General features: G+C 49.0%; 11 protein-coding genes. 3 read left to right on the top strand and 8 right to left on the bottom strand.

Going from position 1 to position 16661, the window contains the following annotated elements:
• Positions 1-36: 36 nt before the first annotated feature.
• The 3 genes from BLQ82_RS07685 to thyA all read right to left on the bottom strand — a co-directional run bounded on the left by BLQ82_RS07685 (position 37) and on the right by thyA (position 3088).
• Positions 37-1524, bottom strand: a complete 1488-nt coding sequence (locus BLQ82_RS07685; RefSeq protein ID WP_062528452.1) for a glutamate synthase subunit beta — start codon at positions 1522-1524, stop codon at positions 37-39.
• 235 nt (positions 1525-1759) lie between these two features.
• The gene (locus BLQ82_RS07680) at positions 1760-2251 is read right to left on the bottom strand and encodes a dihydrofolate reductase (RefSeq protein WP_062528453.1); all 492 of its coding nucleotides are present in this window, start codon (positions 2249-2251) and stop codon (positions 1760-1762) included.
• 42 nt (positions 2252-2293) lie between these two features.
• Positions 2294-3088 carry a thymidylate synthase gene (thyA, locus tag BLQ82_RS07675; RefSeq protein WP_062528454.1) on the bottom strand — a complete coding sequence of 265 codons (795 nt, stop codon included), beginning with the start codon at positions 3086-3088 and terminating at the stop codon, positions 2294-2296.
• 527 nt (positions 3089-3615) lie between these two features.
• Between thyA and BLQ82_RS07670 the strand changes: the two genes are divergently transcribed.
• Complete coding sequence (locus tag BLQ82_RS07670; protein WP_062528455.1) at positions 3616-4407, top strand: alpha/beta fold hydrolase; 792 nt, start codon at positions 3616-3618, stop codon at positions 4405-4407.
• Here BLQ82_RS07670 and BLQ82_RS07665 read toward each other — a convergent pair.
• A complete protein-coding gene (locus tag BLQ82_RS07665) occupies positions 4370-5974 on the bottom strand; it encodes an alkaline phosphatase family protein (RefSeq protein ID WP_244280725.1) in 1605 nt (534 codons plus the stop codon). The genes BLQ82_RS07670 and BLQ82_RS07665 overlap by 38 nt on opposite strands.
• 146 nt (positions 5975-6120) lie before the next feature.
• Here BLQ82_RS07665 and BLQ82_RS07660 point away from each other — a divergent pair, with 146 nt between their 5' ends.
• Complete coding sequence (locus BLQ82_RS07660) at positions 6121-6840, top strand: class I SAM-dependent methyltransferase (protein WP_062528456.1); 720 nt, start codon at positions 6121-6123, stop codon at positions 6838-6840.
• 51 nt (positions 6841-6891) lie between these two features.
• Here BLQ82_RS07660 and BLQ82_RS07655 read toward each other — a convergent pair whose 3' ends face one another.
• Positions 6892-8289: a 2-hydroxyglutaryl-CoA dehydratase gene (locus BLQ82_RS07655; protein WP_244280724.1), complete on the bottom strand. Its 1398-nt coding sequence runs from the start codon at positions 8287-8289 to the stop codon at positions 6892-6894.
• Between the two features lie 166 nt (positions 8290-8455).
• Positions 8456-11905, bottom strand: coding sequence for a BadF/BadG/BcrA/BcrD ATPase family protein (locus BLQ82_RS07650; RefSeq protein WP_062528458.1), 3450 nt, complete (start codon positions 11903-11905; stop codon positions 8456-8458).
• A 99-nt stretch (positions 11906-12004) separates the two neighbouring features.
• Here BLQ82_RS07650 and cls point away from each other — a divergent pair, with 99 nt between their 5' ends.
• Positions 12005-13459 carry a cardiolipin synthase gene (gene cls / locus BLQ82_RS07645; protein WP_244280723.1) on the top strand — a complete coding sequence of 485 codons (1455 nt, stop codon included), beginning with the start codon at positions 12005-12007 and terminating at the stop codon, positions 13457-13459.
• 131 nt (positions 13460-13590) lie between these two features.
• On the opposite strand, the gene lpdA is transcribed toward cls, so the two are convergent.
• Positions 13591-15003, bottom strand: a complete 1413-nt coding sequence (lpdA, locus tag BLQ82_RS07640) for a dihydrolipoyl dehydrogenase (protein WP_062528460.1) — start codon at positions 15001-15003, stop codon at positions 13591-13593.
• A 3-nt stretch (positions 15004-15006) separates the two neighbouring features.
• Entirely contained in the window at positions 15007-16647 is a 1641-nt protein-coding gene (locus BLQ82_RS07635) for a 2-oxo acid dehydrogenase subunit E2 (RefSeq protein ID WP_062528461.1), read from the bottom strand.
• Between the last annotated feature and the right edge of the window lie 14 nt (positions 16648-16661).

Below are 16661 nucleotides of genomic sequence, written 5' to 3'. Positions count from 1 at the left end.
AGCGGGGGAGACGGCTTTTGGTTTGCAATATCGGGCTTAGACCAGAACAGTCGAGCCCATCAAATATTTATCCACTTCACGTGCGGCTTCGCGCCCTTCATTGATCGCCCACACCACCAGGCTCTGCCCGCGGCGCATATCTCCGGCAGCAAACACTTTATCCACATTGGTATTGAACTTGCCATAGCGGGCTTTCACGTTGCTGCGGCGGTCCGTGTCAAGCTTCAGCTCCTCAATAATATCCTGCTCCGGTCCATCGAAGCCAATGGCGATCAGCGCAAGCTGTGCCGGATATACCGCCTCGGTTCCAGGAATCGGCTGATAGATCTTGCGACCGGTTTCATCCACCATACGTTGGATTTGAACGGTGTGAAGCTCCTTCAAGTTGCCATCTTCATCACCAACAAATTTGGTAGTCATGATGGAAAATTGACGGGGATCATCGCCGAAGACAGCCTTGGCTTCCTGCTGCGCATAATCCAGTGTATACACATTCGGGAATTGCGGCCACGGATTCGCAATGGGATCACGTTCCAACGGTGCCTTGTCATGCGTTCCGAACTGGGTAATACTGCTGCATCCATGACGCAGAGCGGTCGCTACACAGTCAGAGCCGGTGTCGCCGCCGCCAAGCACAATGACATCCTTGCCTGCCGCAGACACAAAGTTCCCGTCTTCCAGATTGGAATTGAGGTAGCTCTTGATGGTCCCATTCAAATAATCCATCGCGTACATAACGCCATTTAGTTCACTGCCTTCTACGTTGAAACGGCGGGCCTTGGTCGCACCACCGCACAGAACCACTGCATCATACTCATCGACCAGCTGCTGGGCGGGGATGTCCTTGCCGATTTCGGTGTTCACTACAAACTTCACACCTTCAGCAGCCAGCAGGTCCACCCGGCGCTGAACCACCCGTTTATCCAGCTTCATTGTTGGAATGCCATAGGTCAGCAATCCGCCAATGCGGTCGCTGCGCTCAAATACCGTCACGGTATGCCCGGCTTTGTTCAGTTGTGCAGCCGCAGCAAGACCGGCTGGTCCGGAGCCGACGATGGCAACCGTTTTGCCCGTCCGTTTCTCCGGCGGATTTGGTACCACCCAGCCTTCCTCGAAACCTTTATCAATAATCGCCAGCTCAATGGTCTTGATCGTAACGGGCTGACCGATCAGACCGACGGTACAAGAGCCTTCACAAGGCGCAGGACAGATGCTGCCGGTGAATTCGGGGAAATTGTTCGTCTTGTGCAGCCGCTCCAGCGCTTCCTTCCACAATCCCCGGTATACCAGGTTGTTCCACTCTGGTATAAGATTGTGAACCGGACATCCCGATGTACCGCCGCTCATATCAATGCCGGTATGACAGTAAGGAGTTCCGCAATCCATACAGCGTGCACCCTGTGTCCGAAGCTCGTCCTCGGTTAAATGATGGTGGAACTCTTCCCAGTCCTTTACGCGCTGCTCAGGATCCCGATCACCTGGGAGCTGGCGTTTATACTCCATAAATCCAGTAGGTGTAGACATATTTAAGATTCCCCCATCCGATCTCTTCGTGTTGATTGTATAGTACATTGTAGCATATTGCGGCATCCATATGTTTTTCAGCGCAATGAAGTACCTGCACATTCTATATTACTTAAACGTTTAGCATTTCTAATTTTAATAATTATAGTAGCATCCAACACTTTCGCACTGTAATGGACTAATCTGCTGATTATTTGTACTATTTCACATGATGTGTCAGAGAAAACGCTTTTTTTCAAACCGAACGTTCATAAACGTAGAATCGGTAATCATACGGATTCTTATCATCCCTAATCCCTTGGCTGCTGGAGGTTTCTCTCCACTCGCTCCAGTCGACCTCCGGAAACCGCGTATCCCCTTCAATGTCCTGTTCAATCCGGGTTACCAGCAGCTTGTCGGCAAAGGGCAGCATCATCTTGTAAATCTCCGCACCGCCAATAACCATCAGCTCGTCATCCTTGCGGCCTTCAGCTACCGCTTCTTCCAGCGAATGCACGACTTCAGCCCCCTCGGGAGCAAAGCTGCGATCTCGTGTCAGGACAATGCTTGTTCGGCCTTTTAACGGCTTTCCGCCCAGGGAATCCCAGGTTTTGCGGCCCATCAGCATTCTCTTCCCCAGCGTCTGCGACTTGAAATAATCAAAATCCCGCGGCAGATGCCAGGGCATATCATTATCCTTGCCGATTACATCGTTGGCTGCCATGGCCCAAATCAGGGTAATGCTCATGCAGCTCCTCCTCTACTAAGGAATCTATTCCCCCGTGAAGGGTTATATTGCAACCGGCGCTTTAATCCCCGGATGATGCTCATAATCGACAAATTCGAAGTCCTCGAACGTATAGTCAAAAATACTCTCGGGCTGTCTGCGGATCACCAGCTTCGGCAATGCGAACGGCTCCCTGGACAGCTGTGTGGCCACCTGTTCCAGATGATTTGTATATATATGCACATCTCCCCCGGACCAGATGAACTCTCCCACCTCAAGCCCGGTCTGCTGGGCGACCATATGAGTCAGCAGCGCATAGCTGGCGATGTTGAAGGGCAATCCCAGGAAAGTATCCACGGAACGCATGGTCAGCATGCAGGACAGCTTGCCGTCCGCGACATAGAACTGAAATACAAAATGGCAGGGCGGCAGCTTCATCTGCTCTATTTCACCCACATTCCAGGCGCTGACGATATGACGGCGGGAATCCGGGTTGTTCTTAATCGAATCGATCACTGCGGCGATCTGGTCAATATGGCGGCCATCCGCACTCTCCCAGGCACGCCATTGCGAGCCGTAGACGGGTCCAAGCTCGCCATTCTCGTCTGCCCATTCATCCCAGATCGAAACTCCGTGTTCTTTCAAATAGGAGGTATTGGTATCCCCCTTCAGAAACCAGAGGAGCTCATGTATAACCGATTTCAGATGGATACGCTTGGTGGTTACCAGCGGAAACCCTTCGGCCAGATCGAACCGGAGCTGGCGTCCAAAAACAGATAATGTGCCGGTTCCAGTCCGGTCGCTTTTGGAGGCGCCGTGATCCAAGATATCCTGAAGCAAATCCAAATATTTACGCAATTGTCCAGCACCCCTCTCCACTATTTTTCTTTTATCAGTTTACCATGACCTAACGGTCCTTGTAACTTGTTAACACTTAGAAAATACAAATTCCTTTATACTCCGGTCTCAACTCCCATATGATTGCATGCACTAATAACCATATTATATCTAATATTTCCATGAATGAAGCGATTCGTTCATCCGCAAAATAAAGATCGGACATCATATTTAGAACAAATTCGGCAAGAGGGGTGAAATGGAATGCAATGGATGAGTTCCTTGCTCAGAAGGGTAAATAATCGAAGTACTGTTATGTCTTTACTGGCATTAGGTGTGGGAGTTATTAGCTTTTGCGTTGCAAGACGGCGCAGAGTAAATGGAAATGTCTGGCGTCAGATGGTTCAGCCCGTACGAAGAATATTCTAAGTACAATTTACAACAGCACAATTAAACAGCCGGTCAGCTGATACACCGGCTGTTTGTATTAGGATGAATGCATATTTATGACGAAAGACAAATCGTTAATGTAAAGAAGGTGATATCCCATGCCCCAAGCCTTTATCAATGGATACAGCATGTATTACACAGACTGCGGCCAAGGAACAACGATAATTTTCATCCATCCTCCAGTGTTGACAAGCTTGAATTTCCTATATCAGATGAAGCAATTATCGGCGGATTATCGGACAATTTCTTTTGATATCCGGGGTCACGGCAGCAGCAAACCTTCCAGGGAAGAGATTACTTATCCGTTAATTGTTGAGGATATCAGGCAGTTGATGAATCAGTTGAAGATCGAAAAAGCATTTTTGTGCGGGTACTCCACCGGCGGCTCGATTGTCCTTGATTTTTTGTTAACCTGTCCCGAGCGAGCGTTCGGCGGAATTGTGATTAGCGGGATGTCGGAAGTAAACGACAAAAAGTTAAGAAATAAAATAGCACGGGGACTCTTCTTGTCCCGTATCGGAGCAATCGGTGCCATCGCCCTTTCCATTTCGTGGAATCAGGCAAAAGCCAGGCTGTCATTATGGCGGTCATTGTTTACCGATGCTAAAAAAGCAAACGCTGAAAACGCTGAACAGTATTATCAATACAGCCTGCATTATAACTGTACAGCTCAATTGGACAGGATCCATCACCCCGTCTTGCTGGTCTACGGAGAAAAGGACACCCTGTTCCATCCATACGCCCAGCTGCTGCAAGAGCGGTTGCCAAAGAGTGAACTGGTTTTTATCAAAAAAACCAAACATCAGATTCCCACAAAAGCAGCGGCAAAAGTGAACGAGTTAATCCGGCAGTTTATTTACCGTTGTGAGTCTTCCTCGTCACAAGGTTAAGCAAAAAAGCTTTTAAGTCAACAACTCGTAAATGTTCGGGCTTTTGATCCGTCCCGCTGATGATTAAAGGAACAAGTGATTCCATTTTACGAATGGAACCATGCCCTCCTCCGCCCTTATGCGTCGGTGAAGCTTTGTCTGCCAATTCATATCCCGGTTTTGCTGTGACCACCAAAAATTCGCCTTCATGCGAATAGAGCGCACCTGACAATCGCTTCAACACATCGGGATACTCATCGTAATCCAATGCATCAGCGGCAGCATTCACTTGCAAATCCAGGACTCCGATATCCTTCTCAACCGTCCATGATTGTCCGTATGCATCAGTCAGGTTTCCGCCAGCCTTGAACTTAAGCTGCTTGGCAGTTGCTCCCTGCATCACATGAACCCAATCTTTTTCTTTCCAGGCAATAAAATCGATGCGCGGGTCATTTTTAAGTACATTTGCTATATCACTAAGGGAACGGTCTGCTTGTAATGAATACACATAGGCCATGGTTTCATTGACTGCCAGAATGATTTCCGTCTCCTCTGATACGTCTTCCCCCGGACGCAAAACCCGGGAATCTGCGAGCAAAGCCGGCAGGTTAATTACCGGATTTTGTTCAGCGGGCAGAATTTGCGTCATTCCGCTGTCCCCTACGACAATGATAATCGCATCCTTCAACGCCTTTTCCGGCGAACCAAACGTTTTCAATAACGAACCAAGCTGCTGATCCAACTTTTTGACCCCATTTAATTCCGTGGGGCCTTTTTTATGCAGCTTCTGGTCCAAATCGGGTAAATAGACAAATAAAAAATCCGGTAATTTATGGGTTTGTATCAAATGCTTCACGGCATCTATAGCGAAATTATTATTCATTCCCAACCGGTTCGTTAGTCCATCGGGCAAATTTTTCACCCCTTCAAACGGATTGGACAACGAACCCAGAGATAACAAGTCCGGTCCTTTCACCTGAATTTCCTTCGGCAAAGAAGCCGTGCCTTGAATCCAACCAGGAATCGACAACTTATGATCCGATGCTCCCCGGTAAATCAGGCCGTTTATCGATCCGGACTTTAACCCTTGCCGCGCTAAATCTTCATAGATGGTAGGCACATTCTGGTTCAAATGGCTCCCGTTCAAATGAATCAGCGCATCGGTCAGCACCGGATGAATTCCGTGTCCGAGCACTTCCAGCGGTCCGGTCCCGTAATTGATGACTTTCTTACTCTCCGCAGAATACCAAGTCAGACCCGGTACACGGTGAACATCCGGATACTTTCCGGTGAGCAGCGAACTGTCGATCGTGACAGACATCGTAGGAAAAGAACTGACCAGGTTTTTATAATATTGCCCGTGATCGATCAGGAATTTCAAGGCAGGAAGCTCTTGGGTTTTGATTCCTTTGTCGATTGACTCAGCCATTAAAGTGTCTGCCATTAGTAAAATAACTTTTTTCGTATTTACTTCAGCAGCGGATTTTATCCGCATTAAATCTTGTTCTTTTGGTTTTGAGTTTTGGCATCCAATAACCATGGTCAATATCAAGACCGACGGCAAAAGCCGGCTCATTCTTTTCTTCATAACAGTTCACCCGCTTTATGTTCATTCTGGCATGAAAATCCTAGTGTTATTCTGACCAAGTTAGGAAGATTTATTCCTTGTATTATTCTGAGACATTCTAAGTAAACTATATTCAAAATTAATGAAATGGCGGTGAGTTCAATCTCATGTATTTATCCCCGGGCTTGTATCACAGGTTTGTACGCCCACAATGGTTCACCAATAAATATATTCACGAGCGCATCAAAAGCTGTTTCTCAATAGAAAATAAAGCCGTTCTGGATTTTGGCTGCGGAACCGGAGCAAACTGTTCCATATGCGATGCAGATCTTTATTATGGCATTGATCCGGACGCCAAAAGAGTACAATTTGCCAAACAGCTGCATCCAAAGCATACCTTTATGGTGTTTGACGAAAAGCATATCCCGATACCGGATCAAACCGTGGACTTTGTGTTCATCATCGCGGTGCTGCACCATATTTCGAACGAACAAATTACCGGTTATCTGAATGAATTCAGCCGAGTAATGAAGCCTGAAGGAACAATGATTGTCATCGAGCCGTATTTATCTCCGCAGCACAAACTCAACAACTGGTTTATGAAGCAGTACGATAACGGTGAGTTTATCCGCAGTGAGGATGAATATCTGCAGCTGTTCAAACGTCAGCAATATGAGTATCAAGTGATTAAAAAATTCAGGAAAGGCCTTCTCTACAACGAAATCTTTTTTACAGCCGCACTCAAAGAGAAACCTATTCAAAAAGAGGCAGAAACATTTGCTTCAATCCCGGCAGATCTGTTCGCTCACGTTGCTGAACAACCCGCGGCGGGTCAAATGCTTGGTGAAGAAGCTCTAGCCCAAGCACAACAAACTAATTCCTTATGAAGAAAAGGACTGTCCGTAAGTCATCAATGACTTACGGCAGTCCCTTTTGATTTATCCAAAAGTCCGCTTGCAATAAACCCAATTCGCCGCTGTACAGGCAACCACATGACGGCTTGTATGCAGCGGACGGGCAGATGTTAAATCCTTCTTTTTCTGAAGCTGTTCGGCCGTCAGGCTTTTTTTCCTTACGGCTTCGTCAAATTCCTTCTGCGCTGCCTGCTTCGCTTTAAAAAGCATCATCTGCACCCGGCTGTAGACGTTGATAGCGCCGTCCCCCGTCGTTTCGATCGGCAGAAAGATGGCATCGGGATATCTTTCGGTGATCAGGGACTGCACACCGTCAGAAACGCCGGAAGACGGCATGCATCCGAAAGGCTTGACTGAAATCGTCATGTTCGCCTTCCGCTTGGCTACATTCAGGATCAGCTTGCCCACCTCCATATGCCCCTCTCCGCCGCGCAGATGATTATTATAGTGTTCATGAGCAACCTGGGCAATCTCTTCCATATTAGGCAGATGGTAATGCTGCAGGCCGATCATTTTGGCATAGGTCTGAAATGTTACACGAAGGACACGGTCAGCCAGCCCTAACATATGCAGATGCAGGACGGGGTGCTTTCCCTTTAGTCCATTTTTCCCGGCATCGGCTTCTTGCAGATGGATTCGCTTTAGGGTATCGAAGCGCCCTGACCAGATGAGGAACAAAATCCAAGCCGTCAACGATTGCACCTCTACCTCAGCTCCCTCGCTCTCTAAAAAGCGCTGCAGCTGGTAGTTGCCGTCTCCCTCGGTAGTCATCGCCCAAAACTCGCCAATAATGCTTACCTTCGGTTTGACTCTACTGTGATCCACACGTATGGTTTGCAGTTCCCTGCGGCACCTGATCATCGCCGGCTTCAGCCGCTTACGTTCGCTTAAGGCAGCATACAAATACTGCTTGCACCGTTCCAGAGCTTCATCCGTTGAACCGGACTCGACCTCATAAGGACGGATACGGTAAGCCAGCGCATTTATAATATCACCCAAAAAAACGGCTTTCAGGAGGCTGATAAAAAACGGAATATTGAGCTTCAGCGCCGATCCGCTGCCGGTCACCTGTTTCAGCCCATCCGTCTGTTGGAAGTGCAGCACCCGGAATCCCTCGAATCCCGCATCGCGCAAGGCCTTCCGGTACTCCGTAACATAGGTGCCAAACCGGCAGGGGCCGCAGGAGCCGCTGGTAACGAGAAGATAGCTGCCAATGATTTCTTCCTTTGATTTGCCTTCCACATCACGCAGGTAATGCAGATATTTAATTAAATTGCCGACCGTGAAGTAGGTCGGGTTGCACTGCCCGCGGTTACCGAACTCTTTGCCGTAGCGCAGTGACTCATTGTCCGGACATTCCAAATGCTTCACCAGATAGCCTAATCCTTTAAGCGCCGCCTCCACCAAGTCATCGTGTGCCATCGTCAGCCCTCCGAAAAGAAGGGTTGTGGTGGATTTATCTGTGGCCAAAAATGGATGCGGAACGGGATCAAACCAATGGCTTCTGTTTTCAAGATCCAAGCCTAACGCTTCTTCTTGTTCTTTCTGAAAATTCAATAGCCTCTCTTCGGGAGCAGACATGATTGATTCACTCCTTCGTCCGGTTTTGTACTCTGAATAACTCCAGGCGCTGCTGCAGTTCTGCTTTTTTGCGGGCCAAATCCTGCAGACGTTCTTCATGAAGCCCCAGACTGTGAGCATACGTCTTCACCCGGATTTTGATCGAACCGCCCGGTTTGTTGGCATCGATATCATGCAAAGCCGAATACGGGTTGCCCCCGGCAGAAATTATCGAGTCAATCAGCCCGTAAGTGGGAGCGTCATGTCCGCATTTGAAGCTGGACAAGTCGAGCACGGCGACATGGGAATGGCGCGCAGCGAACTTGGCCGCCCACACTTTTTGCACGCTGCTCGAGCTAAAATTTTCCGGCCACACATCGCTGACTTCAAGCGCTTGTTTCACCCGCCCGGTGTTTAGATCATCGCTGAAAAAGCGGTTCAGCCACGCCTCGTCTTTGGGAATGGAGCGCATGGACAAAATGGGATAGCCTAACACCTGAAATTCTTCAAGCACATTGTGGTTCAGGCCCGGATCGGAGTGATAGGGACGCCCGATCATTAGAATGGCAAGGCGATTATCCCGCTCAACCTGCTCCAGAATGGTGCGGCCCTTCTCTTGCATTTCCGCATCGAACAACTCCATCGCCTTCCAGCCCTGCATCACGGCAAAGTCGCTTTCATCCCGGGTGATCTGCAAGTGTTCCCCAAACGCTTCATACAACTGGCTCTTTAACAAGTTCGGTTCGGTGAACGTAACCGCCGGATCCAGATACATTATTCCTCGCACCCTGAAGAAATCCACTTCCTTGGTAAAGGCAGCCTTGATCACATTCGGGGACCCGGCCACAACCGGACAGCTCGTCGAATCCATTACATTTTGCAAATACGTTGGAATATGAGTGATACACGGGAAAAAAATATAGTCCAGCGGGTGTTGCTCATGGTGCTTAAACAGCAGATTATGAACATGGGCTTGGGCCACTTTCGAAGGGTAACACGGATCGATAGATCCGTATTTGCCGCCTTCCTGCCACATTTCCCCGCTCGTTTGATCGCTAAACACGATATTGCGGCCATCAATGCCCAATGTCTCGAAATACGACCGCCAGAAAGGTGCAGTAGACCAAATGTTTAATACCCGCGGAATCCCGATACGGATCCGGCTGCGCCGCTTTATTGCCTCGGTGGAAGAACGCGCAAACGGACGTTGATCGGGTCTTGTACGCCTTCCGCCGAACCGAAGCCAGCCTCGTTTCAGCCGGACATCATCCATCGGCAGATCCGGTTCCGGAAGAGGCTCCGCATCGTAAAAATGCTGAAACATGCGGCGGGCCTCGTATTCCACAAGATTGGGAAACTGTTTTTTCAGTTCCTGCCGCTCTCTTGTGACTTTGATGACCGCTTCCTTGTCTTCCACCGTTCCCTTTTCGCAGGAGAAACCGGAAATGTATCGGGCCGTTTGCCCATCCGGTGTCTTGGAGTCAATAAAGGTGCGGCTGCAGTGATTGTGACAAAATTGACAGCGGGTCGATTCGTCGTTTCGGCTTTCATAACGCAGATCGATGACGGAATTAAGTCCCAAGAAGGTGGAATATCCCCGACGTTTCACCACGCGTAAGGTTTCCATGGCCGCGCCAATGGCCCCCGCTTCTCCCGGATGCGGATGGACGTATATTTCGGCACCCGGAACCCGCTGTTTGATATAATCAACCTGGGCCTTGACTGCAGCCAGATTATATTGGGTTCCGCCCTGCAGGACGAACTTGCGGCCAAGTTCAGCCATACGCGGAATCTGGACCACATATTGCCATACATTTTTCGGCAGAACCAGAGCAAGTCCGGCGAGCATTTCCTCTTTGGAAAACCCCTCCTTCTGAAAATTCACCCGGTCCGCGTCCAGAAATACTGCGCAGCCATAGGAAAATTTAGGGCTCAGCGCTGCACCAAAGGCCATATCCGCATACTCCTGAACCGGGATACCGAACTGATCCGCCATCGCCTGCAGCAGCATCCCGTTCCCGGCTGAGCATTGATTGGACAGCTTAAAGTTGCGGATATCCCTGTTTTTCAGAAAAAGCACCTTAATGTCCTGCCCGCCGATGTCACAGATCACATCGATGTCGCCGAATTGGTGAACGGCGCTTTTCATATGTGCGACGGTCTCCACAATATTGACATCCGCCTTTAACGTTTTTTCCAAAACATCCGCAGCATAACCCGTGGCGCCAAAGCCGATAATCTCCAAATCGGCCCCCTGCCCCTCTACCTTATCCCGGATCCGTTTTAACATTTCTTTTGTATCCTCAAGCGGATTCCCTTTGGAGAGCTGATATTCTTTCAGCAGAATTTCTCCTTGCTCATCAATCAATACAGCTTTAGATGAAGTGGAACCACCGTCAAGACCTATCACCGCTTTCACCTTCTGCCCTGGGGTAAAGGCTGCCAGTGTAAATCCGGGAATGTTGTATTGCCGCTGAAATTGTTCGAGTTCGTTGCCGCTGCTCACCAGCGGCGGACCCGCTTTCCCGCTAAGTTTGGCTTGTCGGCCATGCGCAATAAATTCCTTAAGCCCGTTTAGTCCCAGATATACACCGGTATCCACGGGTTCGTACATCCCGTACAGGACCGCCCCGTAGGCTGCATAATACTGTGAATGCTCCGGAACAAAAATCAGCTCCTCGGCAGAGGTGTCTTTCGGATAATCGTATCCCCGTTCCTGCCAGGTCTGAGGGATCCGCTTACGCCAGCATTCCTGCAGGAAGGTCAAGTAGGTATTCGGTCCTCCCAGCAGCAGAACATGGTGCCTCAGCGTATTGCCCCGGGTGAGAACGGAAAGATTCTGCATCACGATGGCATCCGCCAGCGAACACATAATCTCAGGAGAAGGAATGCCGCTTTTGACGAGATTGACAATATCCGTTTCGGCAAATACCCCGCATTTTGCGGCCACATGATGCAATTTTGAATCATCAAAGTGCAGCTTTCCCATGCTCTCCATAGGCATCCCCACCTTGATCAGACATTTGTCGATCATGGCGCCGGTGCCTGATGCACATTTATCATTCATGGAGGTATAAGCTTGGCTTTGGCCTGTTTCCTCATTTTTTTTAAAAATTATGATCTTTGCATCTTGTCCGCCAAGTTCAATCACGCTGCCGACTTCAGGATGAAGCTGCTCTGCAGCCATGGTAACCGCGTTGACCTCCTGTACGAATTTCGCTCCGATATGGGGAGCAATAGGCCCGCTACCGGACCCTGTCGCAAACACACGAACGTTTGCTTGCTCTACCTCCGGAAATTCACTCCCAATGTCCATTAACATTTCCAGAACCTTTTCCGCCTGTTTTGTATGATGGCGTTGATAGTCCGACCACAGGATTTGCTTGCTTTCAGGATCTACCACTGTGGCCTTGACGGTCGTTGAGCCTACATCAATGCCAATAATTAGAGAATCCCGGCCTTGGATCATGTGACTCATATCATTACTCCTTATCCAATTTACATCCTGCTTAGCTTTTACAATAATCACATTTTTTATAATACTTGGATTGTTTGGAGTATAGAGGGTAAAAATAGCTTGAACGATCTGGTACATCCAACTTTTGAAAGGGAGATTACACCATTGCCTTGGATCATTCTGGCTTTCTTAGTATTGATCATCCAAATCATTGCTATTATCATTACCGAATACCGCCGCCCGGACAAAGCAGCAGCTTGGATAATGATCTTATTTATGATTCCGCTGATCGGTTTCCTGCCGTATTATTTTATAGCGAAAAGATATACCCGCCACCATATCCTTAGCCAAAATGAGTATAGCCAACGGGAATCGTTCAAGGCAGATCTCATTTATAGGTGCAACCAGCGGATACACGGGCTGGCGGACACGGTTTCAAGAAATAGTAAACTTCATAATCTACTCCAAAATAAACTGACCCTCCCCCTCACCGCATGCAATGAGACAACAGTATACACTGAAACCGAAGTTGCTTTTAAAGCGATGCTGGAGTCGATTGCCGCGGCCAAACATCATATTCATATGGAGTTCTACATCATCCGTGATGATGAGCTCGGTACTCAAATTAAACAGCTGCTGATCCAAAAAGCTCAGGAAGGAGTTAAAGTGCGGCTTTTATATGACGGTATTGGCAGCAGGCGCTTGGGAAAGGCTTTTCTTGAACAGCTGCAGGAGGCTGGCGTAGAAATCGGTTGTTTTTCCCCTCCGCTAACCGCCTTTTTTCAAAGGCAGCTCAACTACCGGAATCATCGAAAAATCGTCGTCGTCGACGGGAAAACCGGTTTTTTGGGCGGTTTAAATATCGGAGATGAATACTTGGGGAAGGACCCTTCCTTCGGTTATTGGCGGGACACTCATTTCAGTATGAAAGGCGATGCAGTTCTGTGGATCCAATATACCTTTTTGACCGATTGGTATATGGTTAAGGGTCAATTGCTCACCGATTCCACCTATATTCCCGTTCAGGATAACCAAGGGAGAGAAATTATCCAAATCGTGAAGAGTGGCCCCGATGAAACCATCCTGGAGCTTATTTTTACATTGATTATTTCAGCAAAGCAGCGGATTTATATAGAAACGCCTTATTTCATTCCTGATCCCGGTGTCCTGTTGGCTATTAAAACAGCTGTCATGGGCGGTGTTGATGTTCGCATCATCATTCCTGGCACCCCAGATAAAAAACTTGTTTATTACTGTTCTTTATCCTATGTTCAGGAATTGCTCCAGGCCGGAGTGCGGTTTTATTGCTATCAGAAAGGGTTTCTCCATGCCAAAGTATTGATTTCAGATGACCTCGCTTGCTCCGGCAGCACAAATATGGATCTGCGCAGCTTTTGCGACCAATTCGAGCTGAACGCAATCTTTTTTGACAGGAAGACCGTGAACCGTTTGGCGGATGATTTTTTTGCAGATCTTAGTGTAAGCAATGAAATTGTACAATCCGAATTTGAAAAGCAGCCAGCCCTGCAAAAAATAAAAGAAGTTTTCGCACGGCTGCTCTCGCCTTTTTTTTAGAAGAATGGAGATCCATACTGCTTCAATATGGGTCAAACTCTGCCATATGAAAAAAGAGGATGCTCCCAGCAGCCGTAATGGCTCTGCAGAACATCCTCTTCTATACCCTTGCGGGACAAACATTTAGATTATTATTTCACGACGTGAATCGGGTGGCCTTCTACCAGCTCAGCAGCTTCCATGACGATTTCGCCAAGGGTTGGATGCGCATGGATGGTGAGTGCGATATCTTCGAGCGTAGCGCCCATTTCAATCGCCAGTCCCAGCTCAGCAATCAGGTTGGATGCTTCAATACCCACAATTTGCGCGCCGAGTACAAGGTTGTTCTCGCTGTTAGCCACAATCTTGATGAAGCCTTCCGGAGCGTTTAAGGAAACCGCACGGCCATTACCCGCGAACGGGAATTTGCCGGCTTTTACTTTGTAGCCCTTGTCTTTAGCTTCTTTCTCAGTCAGACCTACGCTGGAGCACTCAGGATCGGTGAAAACAACCGCCGGAATGACTTTGTAGTCAACAACGGATTTGTGACCGGAGATCGCTTCTGCTGCAATTTTACCTTCATAGGAAGCTTTGTGGGCCAGAGCCAAGCCAGGAACAATATCGCCGATTGCATAAATGTTAGGGATATTAGTGCGGCCCTGATGGTCAACCTTGATCAGACCGCGTTCGTCCAGTTCAATGCCGATCAGATCCAGACCCAATTCTCCATCCGTATTCGGACGACGGCCAACTGTAACCAGCAGGTAATCTGCAGTAACTTCCTTAGACTCTCCGCCTACGGAGTACTTCACAGTAACTTCCTTGTCGTTCTGAACCGCACTTTCTGCTTTGGCATTGGTTACGATTTCGATGCCTGTTTTTGCCATGTTTTTGGCAACCAGACGGGTCATATCCTTGTCAAAGCCTGGCAGAACGGTATCCAGACCTTCTATGATAGTTACCTTAGTACCGAACTTAGAGTACATTTGACCAAGCTCTGCACCGATGTAGCCGCCGCCGATAACGATCATGCTCTTCGGAATTTCCGGCAGCTCAAGCGCTTCGGTCGAAGACAGAATACGTCCGCCGAACGGGAAAGGCTTCAGCTCAATCGGGCGCGAACCTGTCGCGATGATGCAGTTATTGAACTTGTAGCGCGGGGACTCATGCTCGTTGAACAAACGGGCTTCGTTTGCACTGATGAACATGGCTTCGCCGCTGAATACTTCAATTTTGTTGCCTTTCATCAGGCTGGTTACGCCGGTGGTCATTCTTTTAACCACGCCGTTTTTGAATTCCTGCGTTTTCGCCCAGTCCACTTTGACGTTCTCGGCAGTTACCCCGAAAACTTCACCGTGCTGTGCAGCTTCATATTGATGTGCTGCTGAGATCAGCGCTTTGGATGGAATACAGCCGCGGTTCAAGCATACGCCGCCGAGTTCCGATTTGTCCACGATCAGGACCTTTTGGCCGAGCTGGGCGGCACGGATTGCCGCCACATACCCGCCGGGACCTGCACCAATAACCAATGTGTCGATTTCGATTGAAGCGTCTCCGACTACCATTTATTACACCTCCATAACTAACATATCAGGATTTGCAAGCAGGGTCTTAATGTAATTCATAAAGTTCTGTGCGGTTGCGCCATCGATGATCCGGTGGTCAAAGCTCAGGGACAGTGCCATTACAGGAGCTGCAACGATCTCGCCATTCTTAACAACCGGCTTTTCGGTGATGCGTCCGGTACCCAGAATCGCTACTTCAGGGAAGTTGATGATCGGAGTAAAGAACATACCGCCGGCAGAACCGATGTTAGTGATCGAAATCGTGCTGCCTTTCATTTCATTTGGAGCGAGCTTGCCGTCGCGTCCGCGTACAGCCAGATCGGTGATGGCACTTGCAATCATCCAGATGCTCTTGCGGTCAGCATCCTTGATTACCGGCACAATCAGACCGTTGTCTGTATCCGTAGCAATACCGATATTGTAGTACTTCTTGTAGACAATTTCATTGTTCGCTTCGTCAATCATGGCGTTAAGCGCAGGGAACTGACGGGAAGCTGCAACAAGTGCTTTGACGATGAACGGAAGGTAAGTGACCTTCACGCCTTTCTTCTCGGCAACTGGTTTCATGCGGGCACGGAAAGCTACCAGCTCGGTTACATCCACTTCGTCCATGATGGTTACATGAGGCGCAGTGTATGCTGATTTGACCATGGCGTTGGCAATCGCTTTGCGGATGCCTTTGAACGGAACGCGCTCTTCTTCCAGGCTTACGTTGCCGGAAGCTGCTGCTGCCGCTGGAGCCTTGGCTTTTGGAGCTTCAGCTGCCGGTGCTGCTGCTGGAGCAGAAGCCGCTGCTGCCGGAGCCGCCGCCGCGCCGCCCTTCAGGAAGGCTTCCACATCTTCATGGGTAATCTTGCCGTTTTTGCCGGTGCCGTTCACCTTAGAGATGTCGACGCTTTGATCACGGGCAAACTTGCGTACACTTGGTGTAGCCAGTACATCGCGGTTAGGCGCTGGAGCCGCTGCTGGTGCTGCTGCAGCCGCTGCTGCAGCCGGCGCTGCTGTCTGGGCAGCAGGAGCTTCAGCATGGCCGCCTTCCTGCTGAGGAACATCGCCTTCTGCGGCAATGATCGCTACAACTTCGCCTACACGGCAGACCTGTCCGTCCTTGGCGAATACTTCCAGCACAGTGCCGTTAACCGGGGAAGGAACTTCCACTACTGCCTTGTCATTCTGCACTTCCATAATGATATCATCGTCGGTAATGTTGTCCCCTGCTTTGATATGCATCTTGATAATTTCACCTTCATGCAGGCCTTCGCCCAGCTCAGGGAACTTATATTCAAAGTTAGCCGGGCTGCTTGTAGCCGGAGAAGAAGCAGTATCTGCTCCGCCTTTGGCTGCATCCGCTTCTTGAGTAGACTGGGCTTCAGCATGGCCGCCTTCCTGCTCAGGAATATCGCCTTCAGCATCTATGATGGCTACAACTTCGCCTACGCGGCAGACTTGGCCGTCTTTGGTGAACACTTCCAGGACTGTGCCGTTGACCGGACAAGGAACTTCTACTACAGCCTTGTCATTCTGTACTTCCATTACGATATCGTCATCGGTTACTTTGTCGCCGGCTTTGATATGCATTTTGATAATTTCGCCTTCATGCAAACCTTCGCCCAGCTCAGGGAACCGGTACTCAAATTTTGCCACCTTAATAACCTCCT

The organism is Paenibacillus jilunlii, assembly GCF_900102965.1.
GTDB lineage: Bacteria > Bacillota > Bacilli > Paenibacillales > Paenibacillaceae > Paenibacillus_AQ > Paenibacillus_AQ jilunlii.
The sequence above is the reverse complement of the archived record's forward strand: the minus strand, read 5'-3'. Positions and strand labels throughout refer to the sequence as shown.